Source organism: uncultured Methanobrevibacter sp. (assembly GCF_947169325.1).
In the GTDB taxonomy this organism is placed as follows: Archaea; Methanobacteriota; Methanobacteria; order Methanobacteriales; family Methanobacteriaceae; genus Methanocatella.
In genome coordinates this window covers 1-17422 of sequence record NZ_CAMVPN010000010.1, presented here as the reverse complement: position 1 = coordinate 17422, position 17422 = coordinate 1, and the positions used below count along the sequence as shown (strand labels likewise).

6 protein-coding genes and 1 pseudogene are annotated in these 17422 nt (G+C 35.2%); 1 reads left to right on the top strand and 6 read right to left on the bottom strand.

The window, feature by feature from the left end; all coding sequences use genetic code 11:
- Positions 1–143: 143 nt before the first annotated feature.
- The 3 genes from Q0W26_RS02700 to Q0W26_RS02690 all read right to left on the bottom strand — a co-directional run bounded on the left by Q0W26_RS02700 (position 144) and on the right by Q0W26_RS02690 (position 13488).
- Positions 144–10589 (bottom strand): CARDB domain-containing protein, encoded by a 10446-nt coding sequence (locus Q0W26_RS02700; RefSeq protein WP_298522110.1) that lies wholly within the window; start codon positions 10587–10589, stop codon positions 144–146.
- A gap of 401 nt (positions 10590–10990) precedes the next feature.
- On the bottom strand, positions 10991–11893 hold the full coding sequence (locus tag Q0W26_RS02695) for a hypothetical protein (RefSeq protein ID WP_298522108.1): 903 nt from the start codon (positions 11891–11893) through the stop codon (positions 10991–10993).
- A gap of 809 nt (positions 11894–12702) precedes the next feature.
- Positions 12703–13488, bottom strand: coding sequence for a DUF11 domain-containing protein (locus tag Q0W26_RS02690; RefSeq protein WP_298522103.1), 786 nt, complete (start codon positions 13486–13488; stop codon positions 12703–12705).
- Positions 13489–13886: 398 nt separating this feature from the next.
- Between Q0W26_RS02690 and Q0W26_RS02685 the strand changes: the two genes are divergently transcribed.
- Entirely contained in the window at positions 13887–14999 is a 1113-nt protein-coding gene (locus Q0W26_RS02685) for a radical SAM protein (protein ID WP_298522100.1), read from the top strand.
- Between the two features lie 190 nt (positions 15000–15189).
- On the opposite strand, the gene Q0W26_RS02680 is transcribed toward Q0W26_RS02685, so the two are convergent.
- The 3 genes and pseudogenes from Q0W26_RS02680 to Q0W26_RS02670 form a co-directional block, all read right to left on the bottom strand.
- Positions 15190–15750 carry an AAA family ATPase gene (locus Q0W26_RS02680; RefSeq protein WP_298522097.1) on the bottom strand — a complete coding sequence of 187 codons (561 nt, stop codon included), beginning with the start codon at positions 15748–15750 and terminating at the stop codon, positions 15190–15192.
- Positions 15743–16528: a ParA family protein gene (locus tag Q0W26_RS02675; protein ID WP_298522095.1), complete on the bottom strand. Its 786-nt coding sequence runs from the start codon at positions 16526–16528 to the stop codon at positions 15743–15745. The genes Q0W26_RS02680 and Q0W26_RS02675 overlap by 8 nt, the downstream gene beginning before the upstream one ends.
- Before the next feature lie 402 nt (positions 16529–16930).
- Positions 16931–17422 (bottom strand): annotated as a pseudogene (locus tag Q0W26_RS02670) (TrpB-like pyridoxal-phosphate dependent enzyme); the annotation flags it as partial.

The following is a 17422-nucleotide window of genomic DNA, read 5'->3' as shown; positions in this document are numbered from 1 at the left end:
AATATTATAAAAAGAAGCTTTGATTAAAATGATAGTTGTTAATGTTAATGTTAAATTATAATAGCTATCTTCGATTAAATGATAGTGAAAAAATTTGCAAAAAATAAAAAAAGTATGGGAAAATCAATTCCCATTTCATGTGTTTAATTTCTTCTTCTTAATGTTACGCCAACTATAGTCAACAATGCCAACAGAACAATCACAATCGGATTACCGGTTGCATGCATAGTTGGAGCCTGACTTGGAGTTGGATTGTTTTGAGGATGTTCATCCGGAACAGGGTTTACTGCTTCAACGCTAGCTTCATCATAGTTGTTGTCCTCATTTGGATCTGGAGTGTCACTTTCAACAACTGCACTGTTAACGTTTACAGTTTCACTCAATGCAATACAGGTAATTTGAAGCACTGCAGTTTCACCAACTTCCATATCTCCAATGGTCCAAACGCCCATATCATCATCAAATGAACCTTTAGATGCACTTGCAGATACGAATTCCATGTCTCCGGTTGCGCCATCAGTTACACGAACATTAATAGCTTTATCAGGGCCGTGGTTGATAACCTTAATGGTCCAGATAATCTTGTCTCCAACTTCCACAACTTCCTTGTTTGCAACTTTGATTATTTCCAAATCAGCACTGGTTTTTACTTTTTTAGGAGTTACCTTTGCGGTATCCTTATTGTTGGTCTGATTCGGATCGTAGGTTGAAGTATGTGCAATAACATTGTTTACGATTGTACCGCTTGAAGTCAATACTTTTGTGGTTAATGTTAAAGTAGCAATTTCACCGTTGCTTAAATCTCCAACAGTCCATATTTCATTCATGAAGAATCCTTTGGTTCCTCTTGCTGAAATCAATTGCAATCCGCTAGGGATGAATTCTTCCACATATACGTTTTTGGCAGTATCAGGACCTAAGTTCGCAACAACGATAGTCCAGGTAATCACATCACCTTGTGCAGGTTCAGGATTGGATACTGTTTTGACAACTTTAATGTCAGATTCAGGGTCAACACCGGTAGTGTCATTGCCTCTGTTGTTGTCGGTGTTGTTGTCAGGAGTAGTGGAGTTTACTACAGCGACATTTGTAATGTTTGCATTGGTAATGTCAACTTTTGTCTTGATTGTAAGGCTTACAGATTTGCCGTTAGCCAAATCTCCAATAGTCCAAACACCAGTGGATGCATCATAACTGCCATCGGATTCGATGAATGTTAATCCGCTAGGCAATTTATCAGTTACAGTAACGTCTTTTGCTGTGTCCGGACCGTTATTGGTTACAGTAATAGTCCAGGTAATCTCATCACCTTTGTGAGGATTCTTATTTGAAACGACTTTAACGACTACCAAATCAGCTAGGGTTTCAGTTACGACTGTAGTTTTGTTGGTTGCCTTGTTGTTGCTCATGTCAGGATCGTATACTCCGCTTGTTGCGGTAACATTGTTTACAATTACCATGCCGGTAGTGTTGACTTTTGTTACAATGGTTAAAACACGTGTTTCACCACTTGCCAAATAATCGATAGTCCAAATACCTGTTTGCGGGTTATAATTGCCGTCTGCACTGATGAATATCAATGTGTCAGGCAAGTTATCTTTAACGATGACATTGTCTGCACCGTCAGGACCGTGGTTGGTCATTGTAATCTTCCATTCAACGATTTGGTCTTTTACACATTCTGTTTCATTTACCTCTTTAACTACACCGATGTCAGCTTCAGGAGGCACATCAGTTGTGTTGTTTGCTACATTGTTGGTTTTGTCTGAATCAGGAGTGTCAGATGTCACATTAACGATGTTTGTGATTTTAGTGTTGGTAGTGTCTACCAAAGTATCGATTGTTAATGTCTGGGATTCTCCATTTGCCAAAGCAGTAATGAACCATACCATTCTGTTTGAATCGAACAGTCCTTTAGTAGCTTTGTGAGCTTTGTAAACTAATCCGTTAGGCAATATGTCATTTACATATACGTTTTTCGCAGCATCAGGGCCGTTATTGGTGACAATAACAGTCCATGTAACAATGTCTCCTTTGTGAGCGGTTGCATTTGATACCAATTTGACAATGCTCAAATCAGCTTCTGCAGGTACATTGACAGTTTCATTATCCTTATTGTTTGTTTCGTTCGGATCGTATGTTGTTGAATTGACTACAGCAACGTTTGTGATATTTGCATTGGTAATGTTGACCAATGTTTCAACAGTGAATTCTGATGATTTGCCATCCTCGATGGATGGGATTTCAACAGTGATTTCATTTGTAGGTTTTGCAATTCCATTGACGACCACTAAAAGTCCATCCGGAAGAGTGTCGACTATCTTCACATTAACTGCTGTGTCCGGACCTTTGTTGGTTACAGTAATGGTCCAGGTTATGATGTCTCCAGCCTTAGGAGTTGAATTGCTTACTGTTTTGATTACTTCCAAATCCGCCTCAGGAGCAACATCAGTTGTATTGTTACCTTTGTTGTTGGTTTCGTTTGAATCCGGAGTGTCTGATGTGACAACAGCTACATTTGTAATAGTTCTGTTTGTAATGTCTACAAGAGTGGTGATAACCAGGCTTGAAGACTTGCCGTTTGCCAAATCGCCAACTGTCCATACACCGGTTTCAGGGTTATAAGCACCATTGGAGCCTCTGAATAACAATCCTTCAGGCAATTTGTCAGTTACTTTAACGTTTTTAGCATCGCTAGGACCTTTGTTGGTTACTGTAATGGTCCAGGTAATGATGTCTCCTTTGTGAGGATTCTTGTTTGAAACCTCTTTGACGATTACCAAGTCAGCGTTTTCATTAACGGTAGTGTTATTGTTAGCCTTGTTGTTGTCAGTATTGTTATCCGGAGTGTCTGAAGTGACAACAGCAACATTCTCAATGGTTCCGTTAACGATATCTACAGTAGTATTGATAACTAAACTGTATGATTGACCTTTAGCCATTTCGCCAATAATCCAAACGCCGTTGGACGGATCATACAAACCATAATCTACCTTATGGGTCTTGTAGGTTAAGCCTTCAGGTAATTTATCGGTTACGTTAACGTTTTTCGCAGCATCAGGACCGTTGTTAGTGACTGTAATTGTCCAGGTTACAATATCTCCAGCCTTAGGATTAGGGTTGGATACCAATTTGACAATTTCCAAATCAGCTATAGGCAACACTTCAATTGTATCGTTGTCCCTATTGTTGTTTGGATTAGGGTCGAAAACATTTCCGATTGCTAAAATATTATTTGTTAAGATAACATCAGATGCGTTTACCAAGGTTTTTATTTTCTTTGAAATTGATTGGCCGGCTTCTAAATTAACCACAATACGATCTCTTATTGTTTGTTCACTAGCCAAGTTACCATTGGTATCAACAAATACCAATCCCTGTTGAGCGCTGTCAATTATCAAAATCTCGGTGATTGTATCAGGACCATGATTGATAAAGGTAAGGTTCCAGACCACATAATCACCTTTCCTAACGGTAGCGTTCATAGCAGTTTTGATAACTTCCAAATCAGCTTCAGGAATGGAAGTGGTTTTGTTTGTATCATTTGTTTTGTTTCCAGGAGTGTCACTGGTTACATTAGCAACATTGACGATTGTCTTGTTAGTAATGTTAACAATAGTTCTGATCTGTAAAGATTTTGAATCTCCGCTTGCCAAATCACCAACAATCCAGATTCCGGACTCAGGGTCATAATTACCAACGTCAGCCTTATGGCCGCTGTAGATTAAATCGCCTTTAGGCAACTCATCAGTTACCCTGGTGTTAACGGCAGTGTCAGGACCATTGTTGGTTACAGTAATAGTCCAGGTAATCTCATCGCCTGCTTTAGTCACATTAGCTGATACGGTTTTAACAACTACAAGGTTTGCAGTAGGCAGCACTTCAATTGTATCGTTGTCCCTATTGTTGTTTGGATTAGGGTCAGTGACATTTCCAATTACTAAAACATTGTTTGTTAAGTTAACGTCAGATGCATTTACCAAAGTTTTAACAAAGAAGGTTATTGATTGACCAACTTCCAAATTAAGATACATGTGTCTTGTTATTGTCTGTTCTATGGCCAAGTTACCATTTGTAGCGACAAATACCAATCCCTGTTGAGCACTGTCAACTACAAAAATTTCAGTGACTGTGTCAGGACCATGATTGATAATGGTAATGTTCCAAACTACAACATCACCTTTTCCAACAGTAGCGTTCATGGCAGTTTTGATAACTTCTAGGTCAGCTTCAGGAGCTACAGTAGTATTATTGTTAGCTTCATTATTGGTTTGATTAGGATCATAAACATCGTTGGTAACATTCACTTTATTCATTAAGGTCATGTTAGTGACGTTTACTAAAGTATTCAATGTTAAATTCTGTGATTCCCCTTTAGCCAAGCTTGAAATATACCATGTTAAAGTATCCAAATCAAATAATCCTTTGGTTTTTGAATAGCTAGTGTAAACTAATTCTGCAGGCAATTCATCTCTCACATACACATTAAATGCGGCATCAGGACCCTTGTTGGTTACTGTAATGGTCCAAGTGATAATGTCGCCCTTATGAGATGTAGAGTTAGATACCAATTTAATGATTTCCAAATCAGCTTCAGGAGCTACAGTAGTATTGTTGTTCGCTTTATTGTTTTCTTCGTTAGGATCTGGAGTAGTTGAATTTACAACAGCGACATTTGTAATAGTGGCATTGGTAATGTTAACCAATGTGGTAATAACCAAAGCTCTAGGTTCGTTGTTAGCCAATTCTCCAATATCCCAAACACCGGTAGTTGGGTTGTATTTTCCGTTTGAATCGTCAGCCTTATAAATTAAGCCGGAAGGCAATTTATCGGTTACTGTTACGTTATATGCAGTATCAGGACCATTGTTGATTACTTTAATAGTCCATGTTATCTCTTCACCGAAGCGAGGATTCTTGTTGGATACCACTTTGACAATCTCCAAATCAGCTTTTGGATCTGCAGGAACATCGATAGTGTCATTGTCCTCATTGTTTGACTCGTTGGTGTCACGGGTATCAGTGGTTACATTAGCAATGTTTGTAATGTTTACGCCTGATGCATTTACCAAAGTCCTAATCAGTAAAGTCACATTAGTGTGATTCTTTAATGTTCCGATATTCCAGATTCCGGTAACATGATTATATTTGCCGTTACTGTCATCGCTAATCCATACCAATCCTGCAGGCAACTTATCAGTTACAACAGTTTCGATAGCGTCATCAGGACCGTGGTTAATGACGGTTATGTTCCATATTATTTCATCACCAGATTTTGGAGTGGAGTTTGATACTGTTTTGATTACTTCCAAATCAGTTTCGTGACCGACATCAATGGTAGCATTGTCTTCGTTGTTTGAATCGTCAGGATCAGGAGTATCTGAAGTTACATTTACAACGTTAGTGATGACCGCCTTACTGACATCCACTTTTGTTGTAATGTTCAATACTCTGGTTCCTCCATTTTCAATGTCACCAATATCCCATAAATTAGTTCGAGAATTGTAAGTACCGTCACCAGTAGCTTCAACGAAAACCAAACCGTTTGGTATGACATCGGTTGCAACAGCATTGATTGCTGCATCAGGACCATTGTTTGTGACTGTAATTGTCCAGACAACATTTTCATCCTTAATAGGACTATGATTGTTTACGGTTTTTTCAATAGCCAAGTCTGCAACAGGCCCTACTGTAGTAGTGTTGTTGGCCTTATTGTTTGAATCATCAGGGTCAGGAGTAGTTGAAGTAACTACAGCAACATTAGTTATAGTAGTGTTTGTGATATTTACACGAGTGGTAATGACAATGCTTTCATTTTCAAAGTGCATTACATCCCCGATTTGCCAGATTCCTTGAACTGAATCATACAAACCTTTAGTTGCATTGTGGGTTACATAAATTAATCCTTTAGGCAACTTATCATTAACGACGACATTTCTTGCATTGTTAGGGCCATTGTTTGTAACAGTAATTGTCCAGTTGATCAAATCACCATACTTAGGAGTCTTATTGGATACCTCTTTAGTGATTGCCAAATCAGCAATTGCAGGAACATCAATGGTTTCATTATCATAGTTGTTGGTTAAATCTGTGTCATAGGTTGTGGTGGTTACATTTACTTCATTTGTAATTTTACCAGTGTCTACAACCTTTGTAGTAATGTTTAATGTTTTAGTTTCCTTATGTGCCAAGCTACCGACATCCCATATGCCTGAGCCATGGTGATATGAACCTTGATGTGATACATATTCTACGCCAGCAGGCAATATATCAGTTACTATAACATTTTCAGCTACATCAGGACCATGGTTAATGACTGTAATAGTCCAAACAATTGTATCTCCTTTATTAGGAGTTAAATTATTAACTGTTTTGATAACTTCAACATCAGCTTCAGGAGGAACATAGGTTATATTTTCAGCCCAATTGTTGGATAAATTGGAATCATAAGTTGAAGTGGTTACATTTGCAACGTTGATTATGGTTTTGTCTGTTGTGTTGACTTTTGTGTAAATAATAATGAATGCTGATTCACCATTTGCCAAATCACCAATGGTCCATAATCCATTCTGACCCAAGTGAGCAATTTGACCTTTGGAAATATAAGGTTGTTTGGTCTGTACCAATACAACAGGTAAAAAGTCAATTACATATACATTTTCAGCAGTATTAGGGCCGTTGTTGGTTACAATGACTGTCCATTCAATTACATCACCATAGTGAGAGGTTTGGTTTGAAACCAATTTAACGATGCTTACATCAGCTACAGTTGAAATCTGAGTGAAGTTTTCATCATGATTGTTGTCTGGGTTTGTATCAACAGAAGTACTGTAAACAGTAGCGTTGTTTGAAATAAAACCGTCGTAAATGTTTACTTTTGTATTGATTGTCAAGATTGCAGACTCACCATTTGCCAACTCGCCAATATCCCATCTTCCGGAAACAGGATTATATGCACTGCCTTTTGTTCTGGTTGAATTAATATAATCTAAGCCATTAGGCAATCTGTCAATCACATATACTCCAGTGGCCTTGTCCGGACCGTGGTTTGTGACATTGAGAGTCCATATTACAATGGAATTGTGAGAAACACTCTGACTTGAAACTGATTTTTCAATGCCGACGTCTCCTTCAGGAGTCACATTAACAGTTTCATTGTCAAAGTTGTTTTCAGGTACCGGATCCGGAGTAGTTGAGTTTACGGTAGCATTGTTGGTAATTGATGTGCCGGAAACTGTAACTCTAGTAGTAATAGTTAAAGTCTGTATTTCACCGACTGCCATGTCCCCAATGGTCCATCTTCCGATATTTCTGTTGTAACTGCCTTTTGAAGCAATTGTCATTCCATAAATTTCCAATCCGGCAGGCAATATGTCATCAAGATATGCGCCCATAGCAATGCTCGGACCTTCATTTTTAACGAAAATTGTCCAATCGATTAAATCTCCTTTTTTGGTGTTTTTAACTGAAACCTCTTTAACTACACGCAAATCAGCATTTGAAGACACATTAACGGTAGCGTTTACAGGAGGATAATTCCATACCTGCATGGTGTTGTTCCAAACACCGTCTTTGAGTGCTTTAACCTTAATGGTAATTTTGGCACGGGTGCCTGCTGAAATATTTGTGATTTCCCAAATCTGCTGGAAACCATAATTGATATATCTAACCAGATCGGCGCCTTGAAAATCATAAACACCCAAATATTGAACTCCTTCAGGCAGGGTATCGATGACTCTTAAAGTCTCATTGTACATAGAACTGCCGGTATTGTAAACCCTTAAGTAATATTCGAAATTTTCACCTGCTGAAGTGTTGGTTACATTAGCTTCCTTGGTGTAGTATAAATCGACCTTGATGGTTTTGTTGTCCACATTGTTGGACATATTCCAGTCCTTTTCAGTGCAGGTCACATTAACGACATTGTTGAAAGCGCCTAATTCTGTGGTCTTGACAGTCAATGTCAATGTTTGAGATGCACAGTGAGGCATGAATCCGATATCCCATACATTGCTTGTGGAATTGTACTTGCCCTGAGTTGCTGAAGAGTCAACATATTTCAAAGAAGACGGGAGGATATCCCTAACCTTTACATTTGTCGCATTGGTTCCGACACTGTATACTCTAATGGTAAATATAGCGTTTTCACCCACCACATAAACATCCTTGTTACTTGTTTTTGTAACGCTTACATCTACATGCGGATGAACTGTGAAAGTGGTACTGTTGTCAATTGCAGTATATATTTCATCGGCAGGGTGAGCTGCAGTTACATTATAGACACCTGGGTGGAACTGACCGTCTGTGAGGTTTTCCTTTTTAAGTGCAAGCAAAACGTTTCCGTACATGTTGGTTTTTCCGGAATATTGGAAGACCAAACCGTCTTTATATGTCACATTAACTTTTATTATCTGGTCATCTTCACGAGCATCCTGATAAAGAACAGCGCCTCCATGACTGTTTTCCACACCATCCACAGGGTGAAGTTCACTGGAATTTGTGGTTTTGATACCAGTTGGGTATAAATCTGTTGGATTCAATGTGTATGTAACATTGTAGAAATAGATCTCATCAGGGTCACGGTCGTTGTAAATAGCATTGATAAGGTTATCTCCCGCAACAAGAGTGACGTTGACCAATACTTCCATGTCTTCACTCCAGTAAGATTCAGGAGGTTTGGCTTCAGTGAAGAGGAAATAACTCCATGCCTGGTTATTTTCAAATAGATCATCGATTAAAACTAAGTCATCCCCTCTGTTATAAATTGCAGAACCGTTACGTGCGGTATTGTGTTTAAATTTAGAGTATGCAACTTGGTTATCCCTACCGTCAATGTAAACCGCACCACCCAATCCATAATCTTCATCTTGGATGCTTGGATGTGCATGATTGTCCATAAATACTGAATTATTGATTACTGCATGATCTCCTATGGAGTGAATAGCTCCACCGTGCCTTGATGCGTTATTGTCTTCAAATCTGGAACCATAAATATGTGAATAGTTACCTTCCACATAAATTCCAGCACCTCCATGGTCTGCAGTGTTATGGTAAAATTCAGAGTTATTACAGGTGAAGTGATTTCCATAAATATAAACAGTACCCATTTCAGAGTCATGGTTAGTAAATTTAGAACTATCAATATCAGAATAATTTCCTTTTACATAAATTGCTGCACCTTTTCCTCCGTGTGCAAAATTGTCATCAAAAATTGAATCTTTTGCGACAGCATTCTCACCGGTAATGTGAACTGCACCGCCTTCCGGAGCTTCATTGAAATAGAATCTTGAGTTAATAAAGGTGTTGTTATCTCCACTAATGTGTACAGCTCCACCTTCTTCGCTTGCTATATTTCTTTCAAAATAACAATTTTCCATAGTGATATTATGACCGTGAGAATTATCCCCATCAATACCAGCAGGATGGTTAATTCCTCCAACCATAATACCTGCACCTTTTGTTGCAGTATTGTTTATGAACACACAATTTTTAACATCCATGTTGTTGTGTGAAAGACCTAAAGCTCCACCTTCCTCTTCAGCATGACAATTAATAAACTTACAATTTTCAATTGTATACTTTTTGTTACCTTCTATAAAGTCACCGTGAGCATAGATTGCACCACCAACCCATGCAGTACAATTGATAAAATTGGAATTGATTACTGTATTTTCCCCACGTGCCATACAGATTGCACCTGAGTGCTGTTTGGAAGAAGTATTAATAAAATTACAATTGTCAAGTATACTACCAATAATTACAGTGAATTGTCCGGTGTCTGTTCCTTTTGTATCATCAGTAACTCTTGAATTGGTAAAGTTTACATTAGTTAAATTGGAATATTTTAAATCTGCAACACATGTTCCAGAAACAATACCATCATAGACCACATTTATAGCTTTCGTATTGGTCAAACCAGAAAACATTCCCATATAGGTGTCTTGACTGGAATTTGTAAACTTCACATTTTCCAAAGTTGAATCAACAAAGAAAAATACTCTAGACCATTTTCCTAATTTGAAATTAAAATTTGTAAAATGTACGTCTTTAATTATTACATTATTAAAATTAATTTGACTAGCAGAAGTAACATCTATACCATCAATAATACCGTTTTGTATTGTAATCTTTTTACTAGTAGCAAGATTACTTACTTTAGATCCAGTATATGTTAAACCGCCTAAATCAATGATATCCCCCTCATCTGCATTTTGAATTGCATCACGGATATTATAAAATTTTGTTCCCGCAGGGGTTATAGTTTTTGCCCCTAAAACATTCTCATCATTAGTTGCACCTAACAGTGATTCTCCCTTTTTAACTTGCCTTAAAGATCCCTTTGAATGGGAATCAGTACAATTATTGTCTGAACTTACTGATGCTTCATTATTAATATCAGCAGCAGACGTCTCTTGATTTGTCGTTTCAACTTCCGGAACTGTTGGTTCAGAAACTGAAACAACCTGTTCATGTGGAACTTGAGTAAATTCGCTTGAATCTAGAGTAAGGTTTTCACTAGCTGCAACAGCACCTACTGAAAAGATCGCCAGAATAAAAGCGACGACTAAAAGTTTCGCATTTAATTTCATGTTTTTACCTCATTATCTCATGAGAAAAAACCTGCATACAAATTATATAAAAATAGAATAATATGAAAGAATGCATTTCTGCACTAATTAATATATTGTATGGAAGTTATATATAAATGTTTGCAATTTTTAAGCAAAAAATTATCAAATTGGATATAAAAAATAAGAAAAAATTAAACAAAGCTATCGCTAGCATTCGCTAAAAGAAAAGATATGGAAATATATTGTATAAAATATATTTCAATTAAAATAACTATTTTAACCAGCCATATAAAAACCATTTTAGCGATTTAGAATAACTGACCTGATAAAAATTTTATCAAAAGATTATAACCATAATCAACCACCATAAATCATAGCCAACGATTTAAAACGATTAATTAAGCTTATAGTTATTTAATCTACATATTAATATTACCACTGAATCGGTAAAATTCCTGAAAATTATCTAAATTTAGATCATTTTCACTATGTTCTACAGCAAAATCACAAAAAAGTTTGAAAGCAATTAGAAAATCACTACCAAAAAAGTCGTCAACGGTTAAAAATTCACAAGAAACAAAAGCGTAAAAACAAGGGTTAAATTTTAAAAAACAAGAATTGCATACATTTAAAATTCCATATCCATCTCCAACAACAGAATTGTCAATACTGAAAGCAAAATCATTGGTAGCCTTGTTGATACAGTCAACGATATCGCTGTCTACGTCAAATGCAACATCGTTTAAGCAGGCTATCCTGATGTCCTGACTGATTAAGATTGAATTCTTCAATTCCAGAATCTTCGTTATTCCACGATCGAAACTCGTCGTCTCAAAGCTGGAAGTTTCAGTATTTAAATTTATTGTAATTAAAATGATATTCTCCTTGAAATCATTTTTAGAAATGAATAATGAACCTTGGTTGATTACACTAATATTTTCGGTTGTAAGTTCACAATCACCATTCTCAAAAGTATCCTCATCGATTATATCGGCGAAATTGTCTGAAGATATATAATTAACATCATCTTCATTTAACTGGACATTTTGAGATACATCATAAGAACATTCAACATGTTCTATTATATTAGCATCACAGTTATCTGCAACTGGTTCTTCAAAATGATTATTGTCTGTTGAAAGATCTTCGCTGTCACTTCCAACATCATCATTTTCATTTGAGATAAATGTGTGTTCTTGAGCATATTCAACTTCTTCATCAGCTGAATAAGACTCTTCGACAATGACATCATCACTAGTTTCTTCAGCGTACTCTATATAAAAAGCTTCGCTGGAATCCTCAGCCGCTACGACTGGGATCAATACTAAAATCAGCATAAATATAATGGATAATTTTAATATATTAGATTTGATGTTCATTCTCGACACCTTTCATATTCATTCTTATAATTTTTTTATATTAATATTGTACAACAATATTCTTTCTCATTGTTATTATCAATAATATGTTCAAAGTTTAGATTATTATTTCTAATAACTGGTGTTATATTGACATTTCATCATATATATACTTTACAGTTAATCAAAAAAATCAACAAAAAATATACAATTAGTTATCTATTTGATATTTTTTATCAATTTATTCAATCATACCATATGTTTGAAGATTTCCATTAATTATTAGTTTTTATGAATGATTTTCAACAACTAAAAAAATTTAATCATGAAAATTATAATAGCGTTTAAGATTTGAAAAAAGCTGAAATTATACAGCTGCAATATATTGTAAATCAGGCAAAATAACCGGATAAAATTCTTATAGAAAATTTGTACATTCAATGAATTTTATCTAATTTTTTTAAATAACTGTTGGATGAAATCAAGAGATGTTCCAATGTGAAAAGACAGGGTCAAATACCCCCTGAAAATATTATATATTGTAGACATGAAACTTTAATTCTAATAATCCATTTGGTCGGTAAACTAACATGAATGCAGTTTACAGTATTTTCTTTGGTCTTTGCGCAATTTTGCATATTTTGAACTGAATGAAACAAAATTCATCCCATTGAAATAACTTCTAAATCATCAATTCAAAGTGCACATTTTTGAATCTACAATAAATTTTATATTTTCCGATAGAACCTTCCCAATATATTATTATAATATTCCTAATTTCTTCTTCCTACTGTTACACCAACAATTGCCAATACCGCTAAAATAGCCATTACGACAGGATTACCTGTTGCAGGCATTTTTTGAACTTCAGCAGCACCGCTGTTTTCGCTTTCGACATATAATGTTTCACGGAAAGAATTATTCGAATAGTCAGGATCAAAAGTATCAGCATTTACATATGCAAGTGTAGTAATCGGTTCATCGGTTAATACCCTACCGAGAACAAGCAGCATTGCATAGTCTCCAGCGTCCAAATCACCTATATCCCAAACACCAGTATAAGAGTTGTATTCTCCTTTATTGCATGAGGATGAAATATACAATACATCTCCTCTTACAACATTTGCATAAGCAACAACATTTTCAGCCATATCTGGACCGTTGTTGGTTACAATAAATGTAAAGATAGCATAATCCCCAACTTTTAATTTAGAAGGAACAACAAATGATCTGATTTGCAAATCTGCACTTGATTCATCATCATCTTCAACAGGGACACTAACGAAAGGTTCTAATTCAGAATCATAATCCCCTTCAGTAGGTTCCTCTTCATCATCTAATAAATCATCATCAGAATCGCCAACAATATCATCAGACTCTTCCTGTAAAAGTACAGTATCTTCCATGTCATCTTGAGCTTCTATTGCATTAATTTCATCAATTCCAGCATCCTCTGCATAAACAGAATCGGTTGAATCCTCTGCTGCAACAATTGGAATTAGCATGAAAATCAATGCAATTACAATAGAAATTTTCAATATTCTAGAATTAAAGTTCATTTTCTTTACACCAGTTAAAATTTACAGTTTTAGTATACAATTAATATTGTATAATACTCAATAACTATTGGAGAAAAATCATCTCCAGCGAGCCATGAACTAAAACCTGTTAATATATAAAAAAATTTTAACTATATAAACTTTACAAAAGTTTAATGAAATATAATTGAATTAGACAAAATAATATCTATTTGATAATTTGATTTGACATATTCATAATTTAAAAATTAATCTGAATATTTTACATTCAATAAATTTATGGAAAATTAGATAAAAATAGGAAAAATTATTAAAAATTTGTTAAACAGTGTTTAATTTGAAAAAAATATACAATAAATAGCCGATTTCATATATTGTAAAACTAAAAAATATTTAATATAACCGACATAATATTGATTATGAGCACTTTAGAAAAGATGAAAATCCTAACAGATTCAGCACAATATGACTTATGCGACTATGTTAGTCATCATAAGAGCTCACAAGTTAATTTGCCTGGAATTTATGAAGCCACTGGTCATAACGGCTGTAAAATTCCACTTTTTAAAACGCTTTTGACAAACAAATGCAAAAACGATTGCAAGTACTGCATCAACCAGTCCAAAAGAAACTTTACACGCCTTGAACTGTCACCAGAAGAGCTTGCGAAGGCATTTCTTGGATATTATGGTAGAGGAATGGTCAATGGACTATTCTTAAGCTCAGGGATAACAGGTGATGTAGACGAAACAATGGAAAAGCAGATTGAAACCGTTCATCTTTTGAGAAACAAATATGGATATGACGATTATATTCATTTAAAGGTTGTTCCGGGAGCCAGCAAGGATTCGATTAAAAGAGCGATGGCCTTAGCCAATAGGGTCAGCATAAACATTGAAGCGGCAACCCCTTCAGGACTTGCGGAATTGTCATCAACCAAAGACTACAACAAAGATATCCTTAAAAGGTTATCTTGGATAAACAGCCTGCAGCACAAAAGCACAACATATCCCAACTCAACACATACAACACAGCTGATTGTAGGTGCAAACAGTGAAAGCGACAAGGAAATACTTGAAAGAATGGAGAAAATCTACAAAAAATCAGAACTGAAAAGAACATACTTTTCCGCATTCACTCCTGTTGAAGAGACAGAATTCTCAAATAAGGAAGCATGTTCCACCGACAGAACAGCAAAACTTTATAATGCAGACAGCCTGCTCAATGACTATCACTATAATGTGAAGGAACTGGTATTTGATGAAAACGATAGGCTCTCCCTTACCCAAGATCCAAAGATTTTGGCTGCAAAAAATATGGATATATTCCCTGTAGAAATCAACAGAGCACCACTGGTGGAACTAATAAGAGTGCCTGGAATCGGAGTAAAATCCGCAAGAAAAATTATTTCTATTCGAAAAAAAATGCCTTTTACAAATATAGAACAATTGAAAAAGTTAGGTGTTGTAGTAAATCGAGCTGAACCCTACATCAAAATAAGCGGTGAATTTCAAACCACGTTTGATTTATAAGACATATATGCCTTATTTTAAGTGTTAATGTGATAATTATTGAAAATTATTAAAGCTAAAATCAACTAAAATAATAGAATTTTTTTATAACAAATAGATTGTCGAATAGCTAACTATAACTTCAAGTGTAAATTATAATATATTCAAAAAAAGTAGTATAAATTATAGTATAATTACTATAACATTAAAATCAGTATTGGTCAAACAATTCCCAAATTTCAGGGTATTTTTTAGAGACAGCTTCATCAATGAGAGTTGAAGCTTCTTTTGAAATACTGAATTCAGGTTCGGTTTTTCTCAAATATCTTAAAACTGCTGCAGACCTAGAAGACCAAAGGGTGATTCTTGGATTTTTATCAACAATCTGAGTTACTTCATCTATATGGGATGGGTCTACTTGGATTTTCTGTGCATCTTGTATATCCTCTTGAGGAGGTATATCGCCAGATACCTCTTCGGATGCATCGCCATCTTGACTACTTTCCCCTTCTTCGATTTCGCTTTGTACTCCACTAGTTTCATCGGAAGGAGAATCACTTTCCATATCATTTTCTTCCTCTATTTCTTCAAATATGTTTTTTTCCTTTTTATCGGTTTTTTCTTCTTCTACTTGAGATGAAACCTCTTCTTCAGTATCTTCATTTCCATTTAACAGGTCTTCAAGAGATTGAGGTGAATTACTGTCAAAATTTTCATCATATATTTCTGGAATTAATGAATCCAATCCTTTTCCAAGACCTTTTCTAGCCATTTATACCCTCCTCATCTCTTTTAAGAATTTCTTTTGCAAGTTTTAAATAAGCTTTAGTTCCAGTACTGTCTGGATCGTAAATTAAGCAAGGCTTACCGAAACTTGGTGCCTCTGCCAATCTGATATTTCTTGGAATGATGGTCTTAAACAGTAAATTGCTTTCGCTAAAGTGACTTTTAAGCTCTTTATGAACGTCTTTACTGAGTCTGGTTCTCTTATCATATAGAGTAAGGAGAATTCCTTTAATTGGGGTCGGGCTTCTGAGTCTTTGTTCAACTAATTGTATTGTATTAATTAAATCAGCCACACCTTCAAGGGCATAATACTCAGCTTGGATAGGAATCAGAACACTATCGGAAGCTACTAATGCATTGACAGTAAGTACACCCAATGAAGGAGGTAAATCGATGAAGATATAATCGAATAATGGTACAACATCTTTTAGAGTTTCTTTTAAAATTATATGATAATTTTCACGTTGAGAAAGCTCCATACCTGCACCACTAAGGGATATATTACTTGGGATAATAAACAAATTTTTAATAAACGTAGGAATTGTTGCTTTTTTAACATTTATATCCCCTATAAGCGCATCATATATTGTATTTTCTATTTTGGTCTTATCGATCCCGAAACTAGTGGTTGCATTAGCCTGAGGATCCATATCTACAACCAAAACAGATTTTCCCATTACCGCTAGAGATGTTGCAGTATTGACAACTGTAGTAGTCTTACCACAACCCCCTTTTTGATTCATCACCGCTATTACTTCACTCATTAAAGAATTCTCCTATTTCTGATAAGTTTTAAGTTATCAGTTATGATATAACTTAAAATTTAAAAGGTTTAAAGAATAACAGATAAGTTATTCAGTATAAGTTAAAAGGATTAAGTTATTACTTTTAATTTAAAACTTAAAGGAAATAACTTCTAAGTTCTAACTTCTAAGGGATAGGAATTAAGTTTTAAGTTAAAACTTTAAAGTTATAAAAAATAAGTTTTAAGAAATAACTTATCATAACTAACTTTTAACAAATAAGTTATATTTTATAACTTCTTCCTTATAAAGTATTTGTTTTCACATATAACTTAGCACTTGCAACTTATTAGTTATAAGTTATAATTATAAAGTATAAGTTATAACTTATAAGTAAATAAAATCAAAAAAATAAAAGAAGGATTATTTAGCATTTTGCATAGTTCCTTCAAAATAGCTAGCATATCCTTTCAAGTCTAACATTCCATGACCTGAGAAGTTCATAACAATAGTTTTTTCTTCACCTGTCTGTTTACATTTCAATGCTTCATCTATAGTTACTTTAATAGCGTGAGTTGTTTCCGGAGCAGGAACAATACCTTGATTACGTGCAAATGTAATTCCAGCATTGAAACAATCAACTTGATGAGCTGATCTAGGTTCGATGTAGCCTTCTTTAGTTAATAAAGAAACAATAGGTGACATACCATGATATCTTAAACCTCCAGCGTGAACTGAAGGAGCAACAAAGTCATGCCCTAAGGTAAACATCTTAAGCATTGGTGTGAATTCGTTAGTATCACCAAAGTCATATTGATAGGAACCTTCAGTAAGAGTTGGACATGCACTAGGTTCAACAGCAATGAATTGAGTATCTGAATTTCCATCTATTTTATCTTTAATGAATGGGAATAA

Coding starts and splice junctions, on each gene's coding strand:
- Q0W26_RS02700 (WP_298522110.1), bottom strand. CDS start 10,589: ATGAAATTAAATGCGAAACTTTTAGTCGTCGCTTTTATTCTGGCGATC.
- Q0W26_RS02675 (WP_298522095.1), bottom strand. CDS start 16,528: ATGAGTGAAGTAATAGCGGTGATGAATCAAAAAGGGGGTTGTGGTAAG.
- Q0W26_RS02685 (WP_298522100.1), top strand. CDS start 13,887: ATGAGCACTTTAGAAAAGATGAAAATCCTAACAGATTCAGCACAATAT.
- Q0W26_RS02690 (WP_298522103.1), bottom strand. CDS start 13,488: ATGAACTTTAATTCTAGAATATTGAAAATTTCTATTGTAATTGCATTG.
- Q0W26_RS02680 (WP_298522097.1), bottom strand. CDS start 15,750: ATGGCTAGAAAAGGTCTTGGAAAAGGATTGGATTCATTAATTCCAGAA.